Source organism: Limnobacter sp. (assembly GCF_043511195.1).
Taxonomy (GTDB): domain Bacteria; phylum Pseudomonadota; class Gammaproteobacteria; order Burkholderiales; family Burkholderiaceae_B; genus Limnobacter.
The window spans coordinates 648,541-666,102 of the sequence record NZ_CP121330.1; the positions used below are offsets into that span (position 1 = coordinate 648,541).

Consider the following 17,562-nt stretch of genomic DNA (forward strand, 5'->3'; position numbering starts at 1 on the left):
GGTGTAGAACTTCTGGGACTCGATCTGCATACTGTGGATAACTTTTTTCGATTTTCCGAAGTTCTTTTTTTTCTGTGGATAACTCGCATTGTTGTGCACGGTTGTTACACAGTTATCCACAATTCTAAATCAACCCTTTAAGGTTTGGTCCAATACATGTAGCGCATGGTTCAACTCTGAGGACTGATTTCGCAATTCCGATATCTTATTGACGGCATGTAGCACCGTTGTGTGGTCTCGTCCCCCAAACAATTCGCCAATTTCAACGTAACTTTTCTCGGTGAGTTCTTTGGCCAGGTACATGGCCACCTGCCGCGGCAGCACAATTTGCGCTTGCCTGCGCTTGGAGAACATGTCTGCCACCTTGATTTTGTAATAGTCAGCCACGGTTTTCTGAATGCTTTCTACAGAAACCTGTCCATGGTGCACAGAAATCATGTCACGCAATGCTTCACGAACCAAATCCATGGTGACCGGCTTGTTGTGAAAGCTGGCAAAGGCCATGATTCGACGCAAGGCACCTTCCAGTTCGCGAATGTTGCTGCGCATGTGCTTGGCCACGAAAAAGGCTACATCTTCTGAAAACAATATTTTTTGTTGTTCAGCCTTTTTCAGCAGAATGGCAACTCGCATTTCAAGCTCGGGCGGCTCAATGGCCACGGTCAAGCCGCTGTTGAAACGTGAAATAAGGCGGTCATCCATGCCCTGAATGTCTTTGGGATAGGTGTCGCTGGTGATGATGATTTGCTTTTTGGCTGCAATCAATTGTTCAAAGGCATAGAAAAACTCTTCTTGAGTCCGGCTTTTGCCACCAAAAAACTGAATATCATCGATCAACAGCAGATCGAGCGAATAATAAGACCGCTTGAATTCTTCAAATGCCTTTTTTTGATAGGCCTTGACCACATCGCTCACATATTGCTCGGCGTGAATGTATCGAATTTGTGTGTTGGGGTTTTGCTCAAGCAAGCGATTGCCGATTGAGTGAATCAGGTGGGTTTTGCCCAATCCCACGCCGCCATAGAGAAACAGCGGGTTGTAGGAGACGCCCGGGTTGGAGGCCACTTGTTCAGCCGCCGCCCTGGCCAGCTGGTTGGCTCGGCCCGACACGAAGTTGGAAAAACAAAGGTCGCGGTTCAAGCGGCTGCGTTCGTAGACCGTGGCGGCGATTTCGTCGCGCCTCACCGCGGCAACCTTGGGTGCGCCCTGAGCTACAGCTTCGCTATTGTTTTTGGCAGCGGCCGGGGGTGGGGCCATTAATGGGCTGGCTTGTTTTGCGGCCACTTGCCATTGAATGGCCATGTCGCAGCCAAAAAATTCAGTGGCCAATTCATTGAAACGACCGCCGAAATTGTTCAGTACCCAGTCCAGTTTGAACCGGTTGGGTGCAGCCATGTGCAGGCTGGCGGTGTTTTCATCAAATTCAACCACAGTCAGTGGTTCGATCCACAGTTTGATCTGTTGGGCTGGAAGTTCTTTCCGAAGCGCTTCAACACAGTGGTTCCAGAATTGATCAATCACGTTATGAACAGCCTTATTATTCGGATGAACTGCTTTGCAGGAATTAAAACTTAGCGCTCCATTGTATCCAAACCCCCACGGATTGAGTGAGTGATTGGCAGGCTTCACGCGAACTTGCAGATTTTTCTAGGTTTTTCCCGAATTTGCCTCTATACTTTCGGGTTCCCTTGGTGTGAGCTTCGATCTTTACCGGCCGCGCCTTCGGGACCAAACCAGTTTTACCCTATTTTTCGCCAAATTTTAAGCCCATGTGGGCCAGAGGCTTGCCATGAAACGCACTTATCAACCTTCTAAAGTTCGCCGTCAAAGAACACACGGCTTTTTGGTACGTTCACGCACCCGTGGTGGTCGTGCCGTGCTGCGCGCACGTCGCTCCAAAGGCCGTGCACGTTTGTCCGTTTAAGCCTGGTGCTTTGAACATTCTGAATTGCACAGGGTGGGTTCCGGGTCGCATGCGACAAAAATTACTCGATCTGAAACATTTGGTGGTCTGTTAAAAACACGGCCAGTGGCCAAAACAGATCGATTGATGCTTCACGCGCTGTTTGAGGATACCCCACCGCAATTTGGAATACTGATTCCCAAGCGTCTGGCCAAAAGGGCCGTGGACCGGAACACGCTAAAACGCTTGATCCGCCATGCCTGCCAAGACGCACTGGGCAACTACCAAGGCAAATTTCTGGTTCGCTTAAGCAAACCAGTGTGTGCAGTAGGTCATTCAGATCGAGCGGCATGGTGGACAGAACTCCAACAACTTTTCAACGATCTCTCACGGCGCGTGCCATCACAGCATTGATCCGCGGTTATCAGCTTGCTGTTAGTCCCCTTTTCCCGCCTTCTTGCCGTTTTTACCCCAGTTGTTCGGAATACGCCCTTGAAGCAGTTAAAATTCATGGCGCATGGAAAGGCGCGGCTTTGTCTTTTGGCCGCATTTGTCGATGCAACCCCTGGAATGCTGGCGGGCTGGACCCTGTTCCCGAAGCACGCCGCACCAGTCACGACTCTTGGTCATTAAGCTCAGTAATTAAGGATTTAAATGGAAACGCGCAGGTTAGTCCTCTTGATGATATTCAGTTTGTCTCTCATCATGCTTTGGGACAATTATCAGGCTTCTATTGGTAAACCCACTTTGTTTGGTCTTAGCACGGGCTCACAAACCAGTAACAAGGGCGAGGTCGCCAAACAATCTGAAGGCTCCAACACTGCCAATGATTTGCCACAGGCTGCAGCACCGGCAGGCACGGCTAGCGTTCCAGCGGATCCCAACGCGATTGTGGCAAGCGCCACCGAAACCGCACCCGCTGCGCAAACCATAACTGTGAAAACCGATGTGCTTGAACTTCAGTTTTCAAGCCAGGGCGCACAACTGATTTCTTCAAAACTGCTGGATCACCCCGCCGCAGAAAACCCTGAACTGCCAGTTCAACTGTTTGAGCAAACAACCAATCGAACTTACGTAGGCCAAGCGGGGTTGGTGGGTGTGCCAGATGCACCCAACCACCGCACCTTGTTTGACCTGGTGTCGGGTTCTACAGAATTTGCGCCCGGCCAGGATCAGTTGAAATTGGTGTTCAAGGCCACCAGTGGCGGTGTTGAAAACACCGCTACGTATACTATTTTCAAGAACCGCTACGACATTGATTTGGTCATCACGGCGCGCAATGTAGGCACTGAACCTGTTTCACCCAGTGCGTATGTGCAAATTACCCGCGACGGTAATCCCCTTGAAAGCGATTCTTCCCTGTATGCCACCTTCACTGGCCCGGCTGTTTACACACCCGAGAAAAAGTATCAAAAAATCCAGTTTGAAGACATTGCTGATCGCAGTGCCGAATATGTGAAAACAGCTGATTCAGGCTGGCTGGCAATGATTCAGCATTACTTTGTATCGGCCATTATTGGTCAAGATGGCCCTCGAGAGAATTACACGCGACAAGTGGATTCCAATTTGTACTCCATTGGCTTGGTCAGCAGCCTGGGCAACCTGGCGCCTGAGCAATCGGCCACCTACACCGCCAAGTTGTACACCGGCCCTCAGGATCAGGGTGTATTGGAAGCATTGTCCCCTGGCTTGGATCTGGTCGTGGATTACGGCTGGTTGACCGTGATTGCCCAACCCATTTACTGGTTGCTGGAAAAAATTCATGGTTTTGTAGGAAATTGGGGTTGGGCCATTGTTGTGCTCACCATTTTGATCAAGCTGGTGTTTTTCCCCTTGTCGGCAGCCAGTTACAAATCCATGGCAAAAATGCGCAAGGTGGGTCCGCGCATGCAAAAACTGAAAGAGCAGTATGGCGATGACAAAATGGGTTTTCAGCGCGCCATGATGGAAATGTACAAGCGCGAGAAAATCAACCCCTTGGGTGGTTGTATGCCAATTTTGGTTCAGATCCCCGTATTTATTTCCTTGTATTGGGTTTTGCTTGCCAGCGTTGAAATGCGCAATGCGCCATGGCTTGGCTGGGTTACCGATTTGGCGGCACCCGATCCCTTTTACATCTTGCCGGTGATCATGGCGGTGACCATGTTCATTCAAACGAAATTGAATCCAACACCACCCGATCCTGTTCAAGCGAAGATCATGATGGTTATGCCCTTGGTGTTCTCGGTCATGTTTATTTTCTTCCCGGCCGGTTTGGTACTTTACTGGGTTGTAAACAACATCTTGTCCATTGCCCAGCAGTGGGTAATTACGCGTCAAATTGAGTCAGCACCAGCCACCGCACGGTGATCCCATCGTGGCCATCGCCACCGCGCCCGGAAAGGGCGGGGTGGGGGTGGTGCGGTTTTCATTTCCTTCCCCTTCCGATTTTCATTCGTTTTGTACGGCTTTTTGCGGCAAGTCGCTTAAAGCACGCATGGCAACGCTGTTAACACTTCGAGACTTTGAGCAACATGCCATCGATGAAGGCATCGCGCTACTTTTCAATGCGCCAGCTTCGTTCACAGGTGAACATGTACTCGAATTTCAGGGTCACGGTGGGCAAGCGGTATTACAAGGTGTGGTGGCCCATGCGCTGGCATTGTCCAGGCAGTTGAACATTCCCTTGCGGCATGCCATGCCCGGTGAATTCACGCAGCGCGCTTTCTTAAACGACAAGCTCGACTTGGCGCAGGCCGAGGCGGTTGCCGATCTGATCGATGCAGGTTCAGTGGCCACAGCCAAAGCAGCCGCCGCTTCGCTCAGCGGTGTATTTTCAAAACAGGTGAATGAACTGGCCGATCGCATTGTTCATTTGCGTTTGTTGCTGGAGGCCACGCTGGATTTTCCCGAAGAGGAAATCGAGTTTCTTGAAAAGGCAGATGCCAAAGGGCAGCTTGCTCAAATTTTGAGTAATCACAAGGAATTGCTGGGCGCAGCGCAGGAAGGTGTGAAGTTTCGTGATGGCTTGCAAATCGTGTTGGTGGGTGAGCCCAATGTGGGCAAATCGAGTTTGCTGAATGCCTTGGCTGGCGTAGAGGTGGCGATTGTGTCGGCGATCGCCGGCACCACGCGTGATCGGATCAAACAAGAGTTGAATATTCGCGACATTCCCCTTGTTTTAGTAGATACCGCCGGTCTGCGCGATACGTCGGACGAGGTTGAGAAAATTGGCATTGAGCGAACGCGTAAATCAGTCGAAGAAGCGGATTTGTTGCTGATCCTGAAAGACGCAACGCAATGGCCTCAAGATTTGCTGAACAATCAACTTGGATTGCCGGTGCATTTGCCTACCGTAACAGTCTTGAACAAAGTGGACTTGCTGCCCCAGGTGCCGCAGCTGCCGCAAGATGTTTTGCCGGTTTCTGCCAAGAATGGTTTGGGGCTGGAATTGTTGAAGGACGCAATATTGACCAAGGTGGGCATTGCCCACACACCAGATCATGGGTTCATGGCGCGTCAACGCCATGTGGATTCACTGTTGGTGTGCGGAGAACATTTGGCAGTTGCGCACGAGTTTGCGCAACAGGATGACCGGATTCTGGATTTGTTTGCCGAAGAACTGCGCCTTGCTCATGACGCCTTGGGCGAGATCACCGGGCGCATGTTGCCCGACGATTTACTGGGTTTGATATTCAGCCGGTTTTGCATCGGCAAATAAGTGGTGACGTTAGTCGCACAACACCAGTTGTGGGTCGGCAAATGCCATTTGATCGATAAGCTCGGATTCCTGTTCGAACACCGCACTCAAAAATACCAACTGCTCACACAGTGATTCAATTGATTCATCGTGGCTTTCCGGGTCCAGGTGAACCACCTGTTGGGTGCGCTCAACCTCATCAAGGTATTGGGCCATCAGGGTTTGCAAGGTTGGCTTGTTCAATGCCCAAGTCTTGAGTTGAACTACCAAGGCAAATCGCGCTTGGGCAGAAGTGGTCTTGCGCAATTGTTGCCCAAAATGTTTCAGGCCATGTGCTACGTTGTCCAGCTCCATGGTGACGCGTGCTTCACACTGGCGGAAATAGAGTGGTTCGCTGTCATTTAAGTGATGCTGGACCAGTGCAATAGTCATGATGGCTTGCTCCGTTAAAATTTCGGTATGAGTCCATCTTACGGAGTTGAAAACTCCTGCCCATTCCGTGAAATGAGGATGCTTGTTTCTGATGCCCCCCCGAAATGCGGAACCCTTTGTAAAAAAAGGCAAAATGCGGACTTAATTGTTACGGTGAATTCAGGTACTCTTTGGGTGGAAGAAGAGACCCCAAGGTCCTGTGTGCCCGACTTAGCCTGCGAACAATGAAAAATCATAAAATATTGGTGCTCGAAGATCACCCGCTAATCTCCATGGTGATTGAGGATGTGTGCAATGACATGGCGCCGCATACCCAAATCCATGTGGTGACCAGTCTGGTTCAGGCTCGTGAGCACGTGTTTGAAAAGCCTGATCTGATTATTTTTGATCTGACCCTGGTTGATTCCAAAGGGCAGGAAACCATTGATTGGCTAGACTCCATGTTCCCGAAGGTATGTGGCCTCATTTACACGGGTTTTGTGAGTGAAGCCATTCAAGCCCGTGCTGCACAGTCTGGTTACTCGGTTGTAGAGAAAACCTGCAGCCAGTCGGCTTTGGCTCATGAAATAGAATCGGTGCTGTTCAAGTCGGGCATTTTGAATGGCAGTTCTTCAGACAGTGCACCAGCCAATGAACACCAGTCGAACATTGTGGCTTATCCCGGTGCCAAACCTTTGACTTGGCGACAAGTGGAAATCATGCGAATGACGGCCGAAGGATTGTCTGCAAAAATGGTGGCCCAGCGCATTGGGCTGAGCCCTGAAACCGTTAGGGGGCACATTCGGGAAATTTTCAAACGTCTGGAAGTGTCAAACAAGGCGCAAGCGGTGAATGTATTCTTGAAGGCCGAGCGCAGTGTGAAAATGAAGCTGAGCGACTAATACCGCGTCAATGGTTGGGATGGGGAACGCGTTTTAAATCGACACCCACGGTCAAGGTTCCAATCATGTTTTCTCCATCGTAAACCGGTACGCTAACCTGGGCGATCATGGCCTTGGTGCTGTCGTCCCAGCGGGCTCTGGAAATGTGTGAGTCCGGCTTTCTTGAGGGCAGATTGGTGTCGAAAATGGCAGTGAATTTTTCTTCATCGCCCTGCCAGTAGTCGCTGGTCACAATATTCATGGCCACGGTTTCACCCTGGTTACCCGTCAGAATGGCTTCTTTAAAGTAGCTTTGCCTGTTCATTTCCTGGCTAAGCAAGGCAGACACTTTGGACCCCTTGATTTGTTCAGCTTCTGGCAGACGGCCTTTCAGCTTGATCCATTTTCTATCCAGTTCCATGATCTGGGCTTTGCTCAGTTGGCGTGAGTTGGCCGCTTTAACGGTCTCGATCACTTCCGGGCTGGCGGCAATTGCTTTGATTTCCTTGATCAAGGTGCCCGCGCAAAATGCATAGGCACCGGAACTTGCCAAGAACAGAACAATCAATAGCAAACCAAAGCGCGGTAGTTGCCCCTTGCATTCAAATTTTGCGCTGTACTTGTCCATGTTTTGCTTACTTGGCCACTTACTCGGCCAGTACCTTGATGAATTTTAATTTAGACCTCGTCGCGTGACCTTGCAACTCCTTTTGGCTGAGGTAGCCCAACGCATTTGGATTGTTGGCCAACAAGTTGATCATGTGCTGCGTGTCGCGCGCAACAGTGGGCGCTTTGCTGATACCGATGCATTCCAGCAGCCGCTGAACGGTGCGAAATTCTTCGGTTGTGAAGCCCAACGTTCCTGAAATGAATCGGCTTCGTTCAGCAAACGCGTCGTCCCGGTCAATGACAAGTACAGTGGAGTTGCCGACAGCCTGGCTTTGTCCTGTGTAAAGATCGCGCAATTTGGTTTTCGAAATTTCATTGAAATGAATGTTGCTGGAGCCTACCAACACCACATCGGCGCGAGCCACGCCGGGGGTACCGACCATCGTCAACAAAGCGAGGCTGGTAATTACTGAATGTAAAAAATGTTTCACGTCAAACCCTTGAAAATACTTTCACTACTTTGGGTAAGTTCTTGACACTACAAATACTAGGAACTTTTTGTTTTGTTAAATCTTGTGAACTCAGTGTAAAACATGCCGTGCATGAAAACAATTGTTTGCGGCGGCGCTTGTCAATGTTTTCCAAACCGGTTGATCAGGACCAGAATTTTTTCAGCTTCATCCACGATTGTCGGCCAAATATCCTTGATTTCGGTCATGACCATGGTTTGTGCTTCGGGGTCTTCCAGCGCTTTGTCCATTCTTGAAAACTGTTGTTTGACGCTTTCTGTTCCCAACATGCCCAGTACGCCTGCCAAGGAGTGGATTTCCCGTTTAAGGGTTTGAATGTCATTGGTTTTCACGCAATCTTCCAGGCGTTCCAGCAGGTTTTCACTGGTTTGCAAAAACTTGCCCAGGTATTTCGCCATTCGTTCGGGTTCAAAACTGTCCATCTTGAAAATGGTGGAGTGACGCGGGCTGTTGGCGGGTTCGGTCGCTGTTGACGCGTGTTCCGACAGGGGCAGTCGTGATGCTTCAGGTCTGCTTTCAAACCCGGTCAATACACCCTCTGTGTTGCGCAAACAGCGTTTGATGGCGTCGAACAGGTTTTTCTCGTGGAAGGGTTTGGTGAGCACATCGTTGATGCCATGTTCTTCGCAGCGGACACGGGTTTGTTCAAAGGCGTGAGCAGTCAATGCCATGATCGGTGTGACGCAATGCACCGCGTTTTCCCGCACCCAAGTGGCCAGTTGATAGCCATCAACGAAGGGCATTTCCAGATCCGAAATCATCAGGTCGAAAGGTTCTGGTGTATTTTTCAAAATCTGGATGGCTTCGCGTCCGTCTTTTGCACAGCGGATCTGATAATTTCTCGGACTCAGGAAATCGAGTAGCAATTCCATGTTGAGTGGGTGATCTTCCACAATCAGCAGTTTGGCCGAGCGCGCTTCAGCGGCATTGCTGGTTTGCGTTTCACTGGTTTTGCTTGCCTTGCGCACAGTGGCGGTTTTTGTGGCTGCTGCAGGCACAGTTTGCTGAACCTGTCGCTCGGCCAGCTTCATCAGGTGCACGGGCAAGATGGGCGTGGTCAGTACACGGTTGTTGGGGTCTGCGCCGTGAACGCGTTGTAGTTCGGTTGCGTTGCGGTTGGACAGCCAAACCAGATTGTTGTTGTGGTGCTGGTGGTGGGCCTTGAGCAAGGACAGCAGTTCGGGTGAGGTCGCAGCAATGTCGCTGTCGATGAACACAATGTCCTTGGCTTCAAACGGGCGTTGGTCGGTGATCAGTTCTTCTGCGGAGAGGGCCGCCAGTGGTACATAAAATTGATCAAGAATGCTCGAGATGGAGCGGTGTAGCTTCTGATCCAAAGAACAAATGTAGGCACGTTTGATGTCTGGGCTGTGCAGCAAGTTTGGATTGCGGGCTGGTGCTTCTGCTTCTTGGGTTTTCAGGTTCAAGGTGAAGTAAAACACCGAACCACGACCTGGCGTGGAATGGGCGTGGATATCGCCTTCCATCAGATGCACCAATTCTTTGGCGATGCTCAGACCCAAGCCGCTGCCACCAAACATGCGTGTGGTGCTTGAATCGGCTTGCGTGAATTTGTCGAATACGCGTTGCAGCTGGTCTTTACTCATGCCAATGCCGCTGTCGCTGACGCTGAATTGCAAGGTAACCTGATCATCCAGTTGCTTGAGTACTTTGACCGTCAGGTTGATGTGCCCTTCGCTGGTGAACTTGATGGCGTTTCCGATCAGGTTTTTAAGAATTTGACCCACGCGCAGGGAATCACCGACGAGGCGGTTCAAGGTAGATTGCAGGCCTTTGCCTTGCAGGGTGTACAGCAGGCGAATGTTTTTATCGAGTGCCGAGTTGCCCAAGGTGCCGAACACTTCTTCCAGAACGTCGTCGAGCCGGAAGGGGCGTTGCTCCAGCTTGAACATGTCGGATTCAATTTTTGACAGGTCAAGAATGCTGTTGAGCAGGTGCAGCAGGTTGTCGCCAGACAGTTGAATTTTGCTCAGGTAGTCTTTCTGTTTTTCATTCAGATCAGTTTTCAGCGTAAGCGCTGTCATACCAAGAATCGCATTCATGGGCGTCCGAATTTCATGGCTCATATTGGCCAGGAAGGAGCTCTTGATTCGAGACTCATTTTTTGCCCGTTCTTTTTCGACGTTGGCCAGGCTGACTTCTTCCAGTGCCTGCTTTACGCGTTCGCTTTTTTCAAGATCACGCTGGAATGAACGAATCATTCGGTTGAATGCGCGAATCAGCAGGTTGATTTCATGAGAGCCAGTGCGATTGTTCACTCGCACTGTGTAGTCGCCCTTCATGATTTCTTCGCTGGCGTTGTAGAGCGAATTGATGGGGTCGATCACTTTTTTCTTGATTGACACCAAGCCGATGAACAGGCCCAGCAAGAAAAGCAGGGTAAAGACCACGTCCAGGTAAACACTGTAGGTGAGCTCTTTGCGTGAGGAATCGATCAAGCCCAGATAGCGACTTTTTTCGCGCGCAATGAAACTTGATAATTCGGCTGAAAGTGCATTGGTCAATTCGATGTGTTCACGATCAAACAACACGCCGAATGTTTCTTTCACCTCGGGGGGTGACAGGTATTGGCCTTCCTGTTTGTCTACGAAACGGGTAATGCCGCTGGCAAACGCGCTGAGTTCGTTTTTTTCGAGTTGGTGGCGAAGGTCCAGAATACGTTCGATCACTGGTTCGTTTTCAGTGATGAAGCGAAGTGAGTACAGCCGCTCACTGAGATTTTGACCAATACCCCATGATACCGAGGAGTCTTTGTTTTGACCCGTGATGACATCAACCCAGTAGTCAGCACCCACTTCATCGGTGTAGATTCGGCTACCGTTGTGTAACCCGACAATGTCCAGGTAGTGGTTGATGTACTCAGGGTTTCGGCTGGCTGCGTACAGCAATACCAGCTTTCGCATGGCTTCGAACTCGGCAAGCGTGCGCGTTAAAATGGCTTCGTCAGAGGCCCACGCCCGGTAGTAATCTTCTTGCACGGTTTGCTGGTGAATCGAAATGCTCTTCACACCGATGCCGAAAATCGAAAACACCAGAATGAGTAAACCAAATATTCGAATCAGCAGGGTTAGTTTCATGGGCCAGCCTTGTTATTGGAATTGTTCGGCCCCAGCTCACTGACTTTGCGCTTCTTCAAGCAATCGCGATTGTCGTTCTGCTTTGGTAAAAATGGACACGGCATGGGCCCGATTCTGAGCACCTAGTCTAACAAGTACTTCGCGCATGTGGGCACGAACAGTCTCAGGACTTAAATTCATGTCTCGTGCGGCTTCTTTGGCGGTCATGCCCACTGCAATTCTGCGCATGATTTCAACCTGTCTCCAGGTCAGCGGTTTTTTCGAGCCTGGTGCAATGATATTCGACTGAAATTCATTTTTAGACTTCATCTTGTCGGCGCTCATTCCCTCCTGGCAGCTAACGCCAGTGGCCATGAGACCTTTCATGACTGCATTCAGCAGCTCATGGTAGTCGGCTGATTTGCGCACACAGGGAATTTCCATCTCGCCCAGTTCCTGGAGGATGTCATCGTGTGTGGTGCCAGTGAAGGCCAACAGTTGTGAAAACGGAAACAGGTTGCGTACGCGTTGGGCGGAGTTCACCCCTTCGCAGTCAGGCAGGTTCAAATCGAAAATGACCAGTCGTGGGTTTTCGTGAATGTGTTGTTCGCTGGCCTGGATAGTCGGCACTTTGAGCACAGTCAGGTCTGGCGCATGCTCGGTCAGCATGTCGGCTAGCATCATGGATACCAGCGGGTGATCTTCAATTAAAAGTACAGCGTTGGGGTTCATTCGGCAACCTCCCAATTTGTTTGCCAGAAATAAAAACCGGTATGACCGATATCTTTAAATGATGTTACGTGTGAACCCTCGAAGCGATGCCCCTTCATTTGGAGGATGGCTTCATTTGAAGCGTGCAGGTACAGAAAGTCTTGTCCCTCAAATAGGGGGGGATCTCTTTGTGCTGATGGTGGTTTGCTGCCTATCCACTAACCTAACGGTATTGAGTCTAAATGCCGTTTGGCCAGGTGAATGTTGTGAGTGAGTCGGAATCAAAACCGCTGGAAGTTTGGGTCGCTGAAGATTCACCTTTTTACCGTTTGGTGGTCGAAGAGGCGATTGAGGAAATTGCCAAAGTCACTTATCTGTCAATTTCGCTGACAGTATTCGAGCGTTTTGGAGACATACGGGCAGCCTTTGACCAGGCCGAACGAGGACTTCGGTCGCTGCCTTCCGCGGTGTTGTCTGATCTTCATTTTCCCGACAATGCGCACGATGATTTGCAAGACATCCTTGTCTTTTACAGCAGATATGTCCATGCAGTTCCAGTGTCGTACATGTCATGCAATCTTGAAAGTCTGGAGCTTGCTGAAAGCCTGGCCGAGAATCGTTCGGATGCTTTGCAGCAAGCCCGGTTCTTGCGCAAGGACACCGCCGAAACAATGACCAATCTGGTCAAAACCATTCATGCCATGGTGTTTGCGCCACGTACGCACCATTCAAGTCTTGGTGCCACGCTGGCCTGAGCTTGTTGATCGATTAGTTCTCAAACACCCGAAATACAATCAGGAAACACGGTGCATTGCGCGCGGTGTCCAAAAATGGTGAGATCAGGATGTCGCACGGCATTTTGTGTCCCGGGTTGATCTCGTATTCTGTTTTCACAAGAATTTTCTGACGACTTAAAAACCCGACCAGCAACTGACGGTAGTGTCGCGTTGGTATGCGTCCGTGTATCAGGTGATAGGGATTGCGCCCCAACCATTTGTCACGCCCTTGGCCCACAAATGTTTCAAATGCCGAATTCACGTACAGCAAGCCAAAGGGATCTTTGGTTTTCCGAATGTCGTTGGTCACCATAATGACTTCGCGAATTTGCTCAATCGCGGAATTCAGCATGTACAAGTCGCTGCTTTGATTTTTGCGTTTGGTGATGTCTTTTATCAGGATGGTGTAACCCGTACCTGATCTGAAAACACGCAGCGAAATCCAGCGTTTGATGAATCCCACAAACTGTTCAACAGATTTCGAAAAGCCAACCTGATTGACGTTTTCCAGCAATGCGGCAAACTGGTTTTTGTCCAAGTCCGGGATTAATTCATTCAAAGGCATTGCGTGCACAAAAAGTTCTTTGTCTTTTTGCAGCAAGGCTTTCGCATTGCGGTTCACAAAGCTGACATTCAGGCTTGAATCGATTTCAACAAGGCCATCGGTAAGGTTGTCGACGATCAGGTTGTAGGTCAGCAGATTTTTTTCCAGACCCTGTTCCATTCGCCGTGTTTCAGAAATATCCACAATCGAACCGTATAGTCCCATGGGCACGCCATCGTCACTGATCGAGGGGCGAATCATCATGCGAAACCATTTCTTCTTGTCGTGTTGTCCAAGTGATTCAAATTCAAGACTGGCGGGTTTGCGGTTGTTGATGCACTCAATAAAAAGTACGGCGATATTTCTGCCAGACAATTTGGAAAGAATAGAACTCAGATGGAAAATGGAATTCAGTGAGTCTTTGTTCGAGCCAAGTACCTCGCGCAAAATTTCAGTGGTTTTAAGCGATCCACTCTCGAGGTGGTAATACCATCCACCTACCTTGGCGAGGGTGCCTGTCAGGTTCAACAGGTTTTCATCAAAAATGGATTTTTGGACTGACGATGACTTGTTGATCATCGCAGTAAAGCTGGCGATGACAGACGGCTTTTTGAATGCGGTGAATCCTTTCTTGGGGCATAGCGCCATGCGAAGCCAAGTGCTGTTTTCATCCTGAAAATTCAGACGCACCCAGGCTTCGGATGGTGTGTTGCTGCCAAGGCACTGATTCAGGATTTTTGAAAAGGTTTCTTGATCTTCGCCATAAAGCAGATCAATAAAACTTTCCTTTTGTTTTAATTTTGTGAATTCATTGTCATCCGCACTGGCCAGCCCGGTGATTAATCCTTGGTGATCCAGCGCAAGGCGACCTTTTACAGTTTCCCTCAAAAAAGATTTGGGAAACTTTTTCAGATCAAGGTTCGGTTCCATCCGTGGAAGGTTGCCGGGGTCCGCAGCAATCTCGGGGTGAAGTGTTTCCAGGGATGGATCACTGATTTTTTTTACCAAACCAAACAAGCGTATGTCGTCTGCATTGCCGCTGTCATAAACCTGTTCTTCAAAGCGAACAATGTCGCCGCTGGGCAAGCAGACGCGATAGGTAAATGCGATGCCGTTGCGTTCCAGTCGCGCTTTCTCAACCATTTTCCGATCTTCTTCAATGGGCAGATTGTTGAACCAGCTGGCTTGCACCACAGGTGTTTGCGACAGGTTCAACCATTTTTCCATGGACGGCGACAATTCGATCTGTCCGCCATGTGCTGTGTTTTTCCAGCTACCCAAACCTTGGTTGTTGTAGTTTTGTTGTTGTTTGGAATTCAATTCGTTTGATTCTTTGGCTTTCAGGGCACGTTCAACGAGGCTGTGTTCAACCAGTTTGGCCAGGGCAACTGCAACAGTTACTTCAGTCTTGGTCCAGATCCGAGCCGTGTCGTCGAGCAGGCAAAACGTAGCGATGTTATTGCCACTCACTGAGCTGATCGGTATGCCCAAATAAGCGCGAATCCAGGGGCTGCCAAGCACAAGGGGGTTGGTCCTGAACACGGGGTGTTCCAGGCAGTCGTTGATGACATGTGGTTGTTGGTGTTGGATGGTGTGAGAGCAAATGGAAAGATCGCGTGGAACTTCTCTGACTTCAAATCCCCGTTTCGCTTTAAACCACAGGCGATCGGAATCAACAAAGGCGATAAAGCAGAATGCGCAATTGAACGCCGACAGACCGAGGTCGACCAGCGCTTCAAAATACTCTTCTTTTTCCGTGTCCAGAATTTCGAGTTGGTAAAGCTCAGTGAGCCTGACTGCCTCGTTGATTTCTTTTGGACTGCTCATTATGGAAGTGTCTCCATCCCTCTTTTCTCTTGGTAACCACTTTACACTTTGTCACCCGTACGAGGGACTACACTTTTGAACTACCCAATAAAAAAAAGGAGAGTTTCGTGAGTTATTGCCCTAGTGAATGCTTAATAGTACCCGCAATTGCTCTACGCGTTTCCGGTTCGCTTCCAGGTCGCTATAACCTACGCGGGAAGCGGACCGCACATGAAGCAATCCACTGCCTTGGTCCACACGAAATTCAACATCATCTACGAAGCCAAACAGGTCGCTGGTAAATGTGCTGGCCATGTACTGTTCATTTGAAAAATTCACATCGCCGCCCAGTAGCTCAACAACCTCTTTGACTTTCAGCAAGGGTTCGGCACCCATGCCTGGTGTAATGGGAAGTGCAGCAATTGCATGGTTATCAGAAGGCGAGCTTTCACTGCTCACGCAGTTTGGTTTGCTTGGGCAGGGCGCCAGCTGCCCATTGGTCAATCCGGGGGGGCTTCCTGTCTCGGAGTAAAGGCCAAGACCCAGGAACACAACAATCACCAAAGTGACCAACACAATCAAGCTGAGCAATGCTCTTTTCACGTAAAAGCCCCTTCTGTCATATACTGATTGTTAAATTTTCTCCAGTTTAGCGGTCAGTGAGATCAGATGTCCAAGCCTTTGCAATTTAAGTTGTCCGAAGAAGATGTTTCCCGCATTGTAGAAATGGCATGGGAAGACCGGACGCCATTTGAAGCCATCGAACTGCAATTTGGTTTGAATGAATCGCAAACCATCGAGCTGATGCGTGCAAACATGAAGGCCAGCAGCTTCAAAATGTGGCGCGAGCGCGTCTCCGGTCGCAAAACCAAGCATTTAAAGTTGCGCGGTTTTGCCGGCACCAAAGCCTACGCGCCTGGGCACTACAAAATTCGCTAATTGAGAGGCTGAAAATCAGGTTCAATCGGGAGGCCGTTAATGCCAAAGGATCAGCACAACTCGCCATTGGCTTCGCGTGGCGGGCAGGAATGGATGCTGTGGTTTGGGCGTGCGTCCCAGCACCTGCCCGATGTGCACCGTGCATTTCAGTTTTTGGAAAGCAGTTGCGAACTTCTTGATTCGGTCGAAGACGCGGATTTGAAATCCAGGCCACGCAAACTCAAACAACTCATCAACCGATTCGTGGGGCAGGCCCGTTGCCCCTCAGCGCAATCATGCGAACGTATCGCGGTGCGAACCCAGATTCTCGATGGCTGGTTGCAATCGGAGTTGCAGCGCCACCAAGATCCCAACCTGTTGGTAGAGCTGGGCGCGCATGGACTTCAGAAATTGCTGACGATCTGTGAGGGGGCCGACGACAAACATGGTTTTCTGCTGAAGGCCGTTCGGGAATTTACCCGTGACTGGTTGAATATTGTCTCCAGTCGTATAGACAATCCCATAGAGCGTGCGCACTTGGTGTATCCCGTTGCCATGTTGGATCAAGCTGGTTTGGTGGACCCCTCGTGGTGGTGGAAACAAATTGCACTGTGTGACCGGCACACAGTATTGGGCTTGCTGGAGCTTGAAATCAATGAAATGAACGAGATGCAGCCCACCAGCAATGTCAGCTGGCGTTCTTTCGATAAACGCTGGCGAAGGCTGCGAGTCCGTGCGCTTCTTGAATATCTGGGTGATAAACGCTTGTTGGCCGAACTGCTCAGGAAATCGGCGGTAGATGATTTCGAGGCTGTGGTCGCCGTTAGCATGTTGCGCGACGCGGGTCGCTCTCGTGAGGCCATTGTTCAGGCCGAACAGTGGTTGCGTGCCTTGCCCAGAAGCCCCGTGTTGGCCGAAGCATTGTTCGATCTATATACCAACGACGGATGGGATGAAGAGGCCTTGGCGCTGGCTGTATCCCATTATGGCTACGACCCCAACCCGGTGTGGGTTGAGCGCTTGGGTCGCTTGGTGTCGCCCGCAGCCAAAGCACAGGTCAAGGTCTGGAAAAAACACCAGACCGTGTAGCGACTTGCTAAAGCAAGTCCATTTGTCCTTTTCGGGTTTTGAAGCGGAATGATTCGAGTACGGTTTTGCCCTGCGGATTGGCAAAATGTTTCAGCTCAAGGCCGGCTTGCAAATGCCCCGTTTGAATTACTCGCAAGTACCAGCCGCAGTTACCCTGTTGAATCATTTGTTTTGGGGCGGCGCCATAGCCCATGCGGATCGCAAATTTGTGACAGGGTTCGCGCGGATCCGTCACGCGAAGGCGTACCTCACCCAGCTCAAATTCGTCGCCAATTCGCACGAGTGTTTCATCAAGTCCTTCCACCACGAGGTTTTCGCCCAAAAAGCCCCAAGGCAAATCAGCGTCCAGATTTTTTTCCTGGCGTCGCGCTTTCCAGAATTCATAATGCCCGGCGGGCATCATATACACCGCCTTGTCCATGCCGCCGTGTACCGACAAATTGCACTGCTCATCGCCATGCAATCCCAGCTTTCTGAGTTCGATTGAAGCGGGGTTTTGTTCGGTGCTTACAGCCTGTTTTTTGATGCCACTGGCCTCGGTTTTAATGTCACCTGAGGCCGTTCGATAAACAAGAGGGGCAACCACGCCCGTGCAAATTGCAATCAGTTTCATGAGGCTTCCGTAGTC

General features: G+C 50.1%; 18 protein-coding genes. 9 read left to right on the top strand and 9 right to left on the bottom strand.

Annotation, left to right across the window (positions count from 1 at the left end):
• Window positions 1–129: 129 nt before the first annotated feature.
• Entirely contained in the window at window positions 130–1,518 is a 1,389-nt protein-coding gene (gene dnaA / locus P0D43_RS03105) for a chromosomal replication initiator protein DnaA (protein WP_159569725.1), read from the bottom strand.
• A gap of 271 nt (window positions 1,519–1,789) precedes the next feature.
• Between dnaA and rpmH the strand changes: the two genes are divergently transcribed.
• From rpmH to mnmE, 5 genes are all read left to right on the top strand, one after another.
• A complete protein-coding gene (gene rpmH / locus P0D43_RS03110) occupies window positions 1,790–1,924 on the top strand; it encodes a 50S ribosomal protein L34 (RefSeq protein WP_008247028.1) in 135 nt (44 codons plus the stop codon).
• 105 nt (window positions 1,925–2,029) lie between these two features.
• Window positions 2,030–2,317 (top strand): ribonuclease P protein component, encoded by a 288-nt coding sequence (locus P0D43_RS03115; RefSeq protein WP_236550824.1) that lies wholly within the window; start codon window positions 2,030–2,032, stop codon window positions 2,315–2,317.
• On the top strand, window positions 2,254–2,643 hold the full coding sequence (gene yidD / locus P0D43_RS03120; protein WP_394673217.1) for a membrane protein insertion efficiency factor YidD: 390 nt from the start codon (window positions 2,254–2,256) through the stop codon (window positions 2,641–2,643). The genes P0D43_RS03115 and yidD overlap by 64 nt, the downstream gene beginning before the upstream one ends.
• Window positions 2,558–4,252, top strand: a complete 1,695-nt coding sequence (gene yidC, locus P0D43_RS03125; protein WP_159569354.1) for a membrane protein insertase YidC — start codon at window positions 2,558–2,560, stop codon at window positions 4,250–4,252. The genes yidD and yidC overlap by 86 nt, the downstream gene beginning before the upstream one ends.
• Entirely contained in the window at window positions 4,224–5,603 is a 1,380-nt protein-coding gene (gene mnmE / locus P0D43_RS03130; protein ID WP_394673218.1) for a tRNA uridine-5-carboxymethylaminomethyl(34) synthesis GTPase MnmE, read from the top strand. Before yidC ends, mnmE begins: the two co-directional genes overlap by 29 nt.
• A gap of 9 nt (window positions 5,604–5,612) precedes the next feature.
• Here the strand turns inward: mnmE and P0D43_RS03135 are convergent, their stop codons facing one another.
• The gene (locus P0D43_RS03135) at window positions 5,613–6,014 is read right to left on the bottom strand and encodes a hypothetical protein (RefSeq protein ID WP_159569358.1); all 402 of its coding nucleotides are present in this window, start codon (window positions 6,012–6,014) and stop codon (window positions 5,613–5,615) included.
• 224 nt (window positions 6,015–6,238) lie between these two features.
• Between P0D43_RS03135 and P0D43_RS03140 the strand changes: the two genes are divergently transcribed.
• Window positions 6,239–6,895 (top strand): response regulator transcription factor, encoded by a 657-nt coding sequence (locus P0D43_RS03140; RefSeq protein WP_341237039.1) that lies wholly within the window; start codon window positions 6,239–6,241, stop codon window positions 6,893–6,895.
• A gap of 7 nt (window positions 6,896–6,902) precedes the next feature.
• Here the strand turns inward: P0D43_RS03140 and P0D43_RS03145 are convergent, their stop codons facing one another.
• From P0D43_RS03145 to P0D43_RS03160, 4 genes are all read right to left on the bottom strand, one after another.
• Window positions 6,903–7,502 carry a hypothetical protein gene (locus P0D43_RS03145; protein ID WP_394673219.1) on the bottom strand — a complete coding sequence of 200 codons (600 nt, stop codon included), beginning with the start codon at window positions 7,500–7,502 and terminating at the stop codon, window positions 6,903–6,905.
• Between the two features lie 19 nt (window positions 7,503–7,521).
• Window positions 7,522–7,974, bottom strand: coding sequence for a hypothetical protein (locus P0D43_RS03150; RefSeq protein ID WP_394673220.1), 453 nt, complete (start codon window positions 7,972–7,974; stop codon window positions 7,522–7,524).
• A 140-nt stretch (window positions 7,975–8,114) separates the two neighbouring features.
• Window positions 8,115–11,111, bottom strand: coding sequence for an ATP-binding protein (locus tag P0D43_RS03155; RefSeq protein ID WP_394673221.1), 2,997 nt, complete (start codon window positions 11,109–11,111; stop codon window positions 8,115–8,117).
• A 36-nt stretch (window positions 11,112–11,147) separates the two neighbouring features.
• Window positions 11,148–11,822: a response regulator transcription factor gene (locus P0D43_RS03160; RefSeq protein WP_394673222.1), complete on the bottom strand. Its 675-nt coding sequence runs from the start codon at window positions 11,820–11,822 to the stop codon at window positions 11,148–11,150.
• A 245-nt stretch (window positions 11,823–12,067) separates the two neighbouring features.
• Here P0D43_RS03160 and P0D43_RS03165 point away from each other — a divergent pair, with 245 nt between their 5' ends.
• Window positions 12,068–12,556, top strand: a complete 489-nt coding sequence (locus P0D43_RS03165; protein ID WP_159569372.1) for a hypothetical protein — start codon at window positions 12,068–12,070, stop codon at window positions 12,554–12,556.
• Between the two features lie 13 nt (window positions 12,557–12,569).
• Here the strand turns inward: P0D43_RS03165 and P0D43_RS03170 are convergent, their stop codons facing one another.
• Entirely contained in the window at window positions 12,570–14,948 is a 2,379-nt protein-coding gene (locus P0D43_RS03170) for a GAF domain-containing protein (RefSeq protein ID WP_394673223.1), read from the bottom strand.
• A gap of 120 nt (window positions 14,949–15,068) precedes the next feature.
• The gene (locus P0D43_RS03175; protein ID WP_394673224.1) at window positions 15,069–15,530 is read right to left on the bottom strand and encodes a DUF1499 domain-containing protein; all 462 of its coding nucleotides are present in this window, start codon (window positions 15,528–15,530) and stop codon (window positions 15,069–15,071) included.
• 66 nt (window positions 15,531–15,596) lie between these two features.
• Between P0D43_RS03175 and P0D43_RS03180 the strand changes: the two genes are divergently transcribed.
• Entirely contained in the window at window positions 15,597–15,866 is a 270-nt protein-coding gene (locus P0D43_RS03180) for a TIGR03643 family protein (RefSeq protein ID WP_159569378.1), read from the top strand.
• A gap of 39 nt (window positions 15,867–15,905) precedes the next feature.
• The gene (locus tag P0D43_RS03185) at window positions 15,906–16,934 is read left to right on the top strand and encodes a hypothetical protein (RefSeq protein WP_394673225.1); all 1,029 of its coding nucleotides are present in this window, start codon (window positions 15,906–15,908) and stop codon (window positions 16,932–16,934) included.
• 7 nt (window positions 16,935–16,941) lie between these two features.
• On the opposite strand, the gene P0D43_RS03190 is transcribed toward P0D43_RS03185, so the two are convergent.
• Window positions 16,942–17,547, bottom strand: coding sequence for an MOSC domain-containing protein (locus tag P0D43_RS03190; protein WP_159569382.1), 606 nt, complete (start codon window positions 17,545–17,547; stop codon window positions 16,942–16,944).
• Window positions 17,548–17,562: the final 15 nt, after the last annotated feature.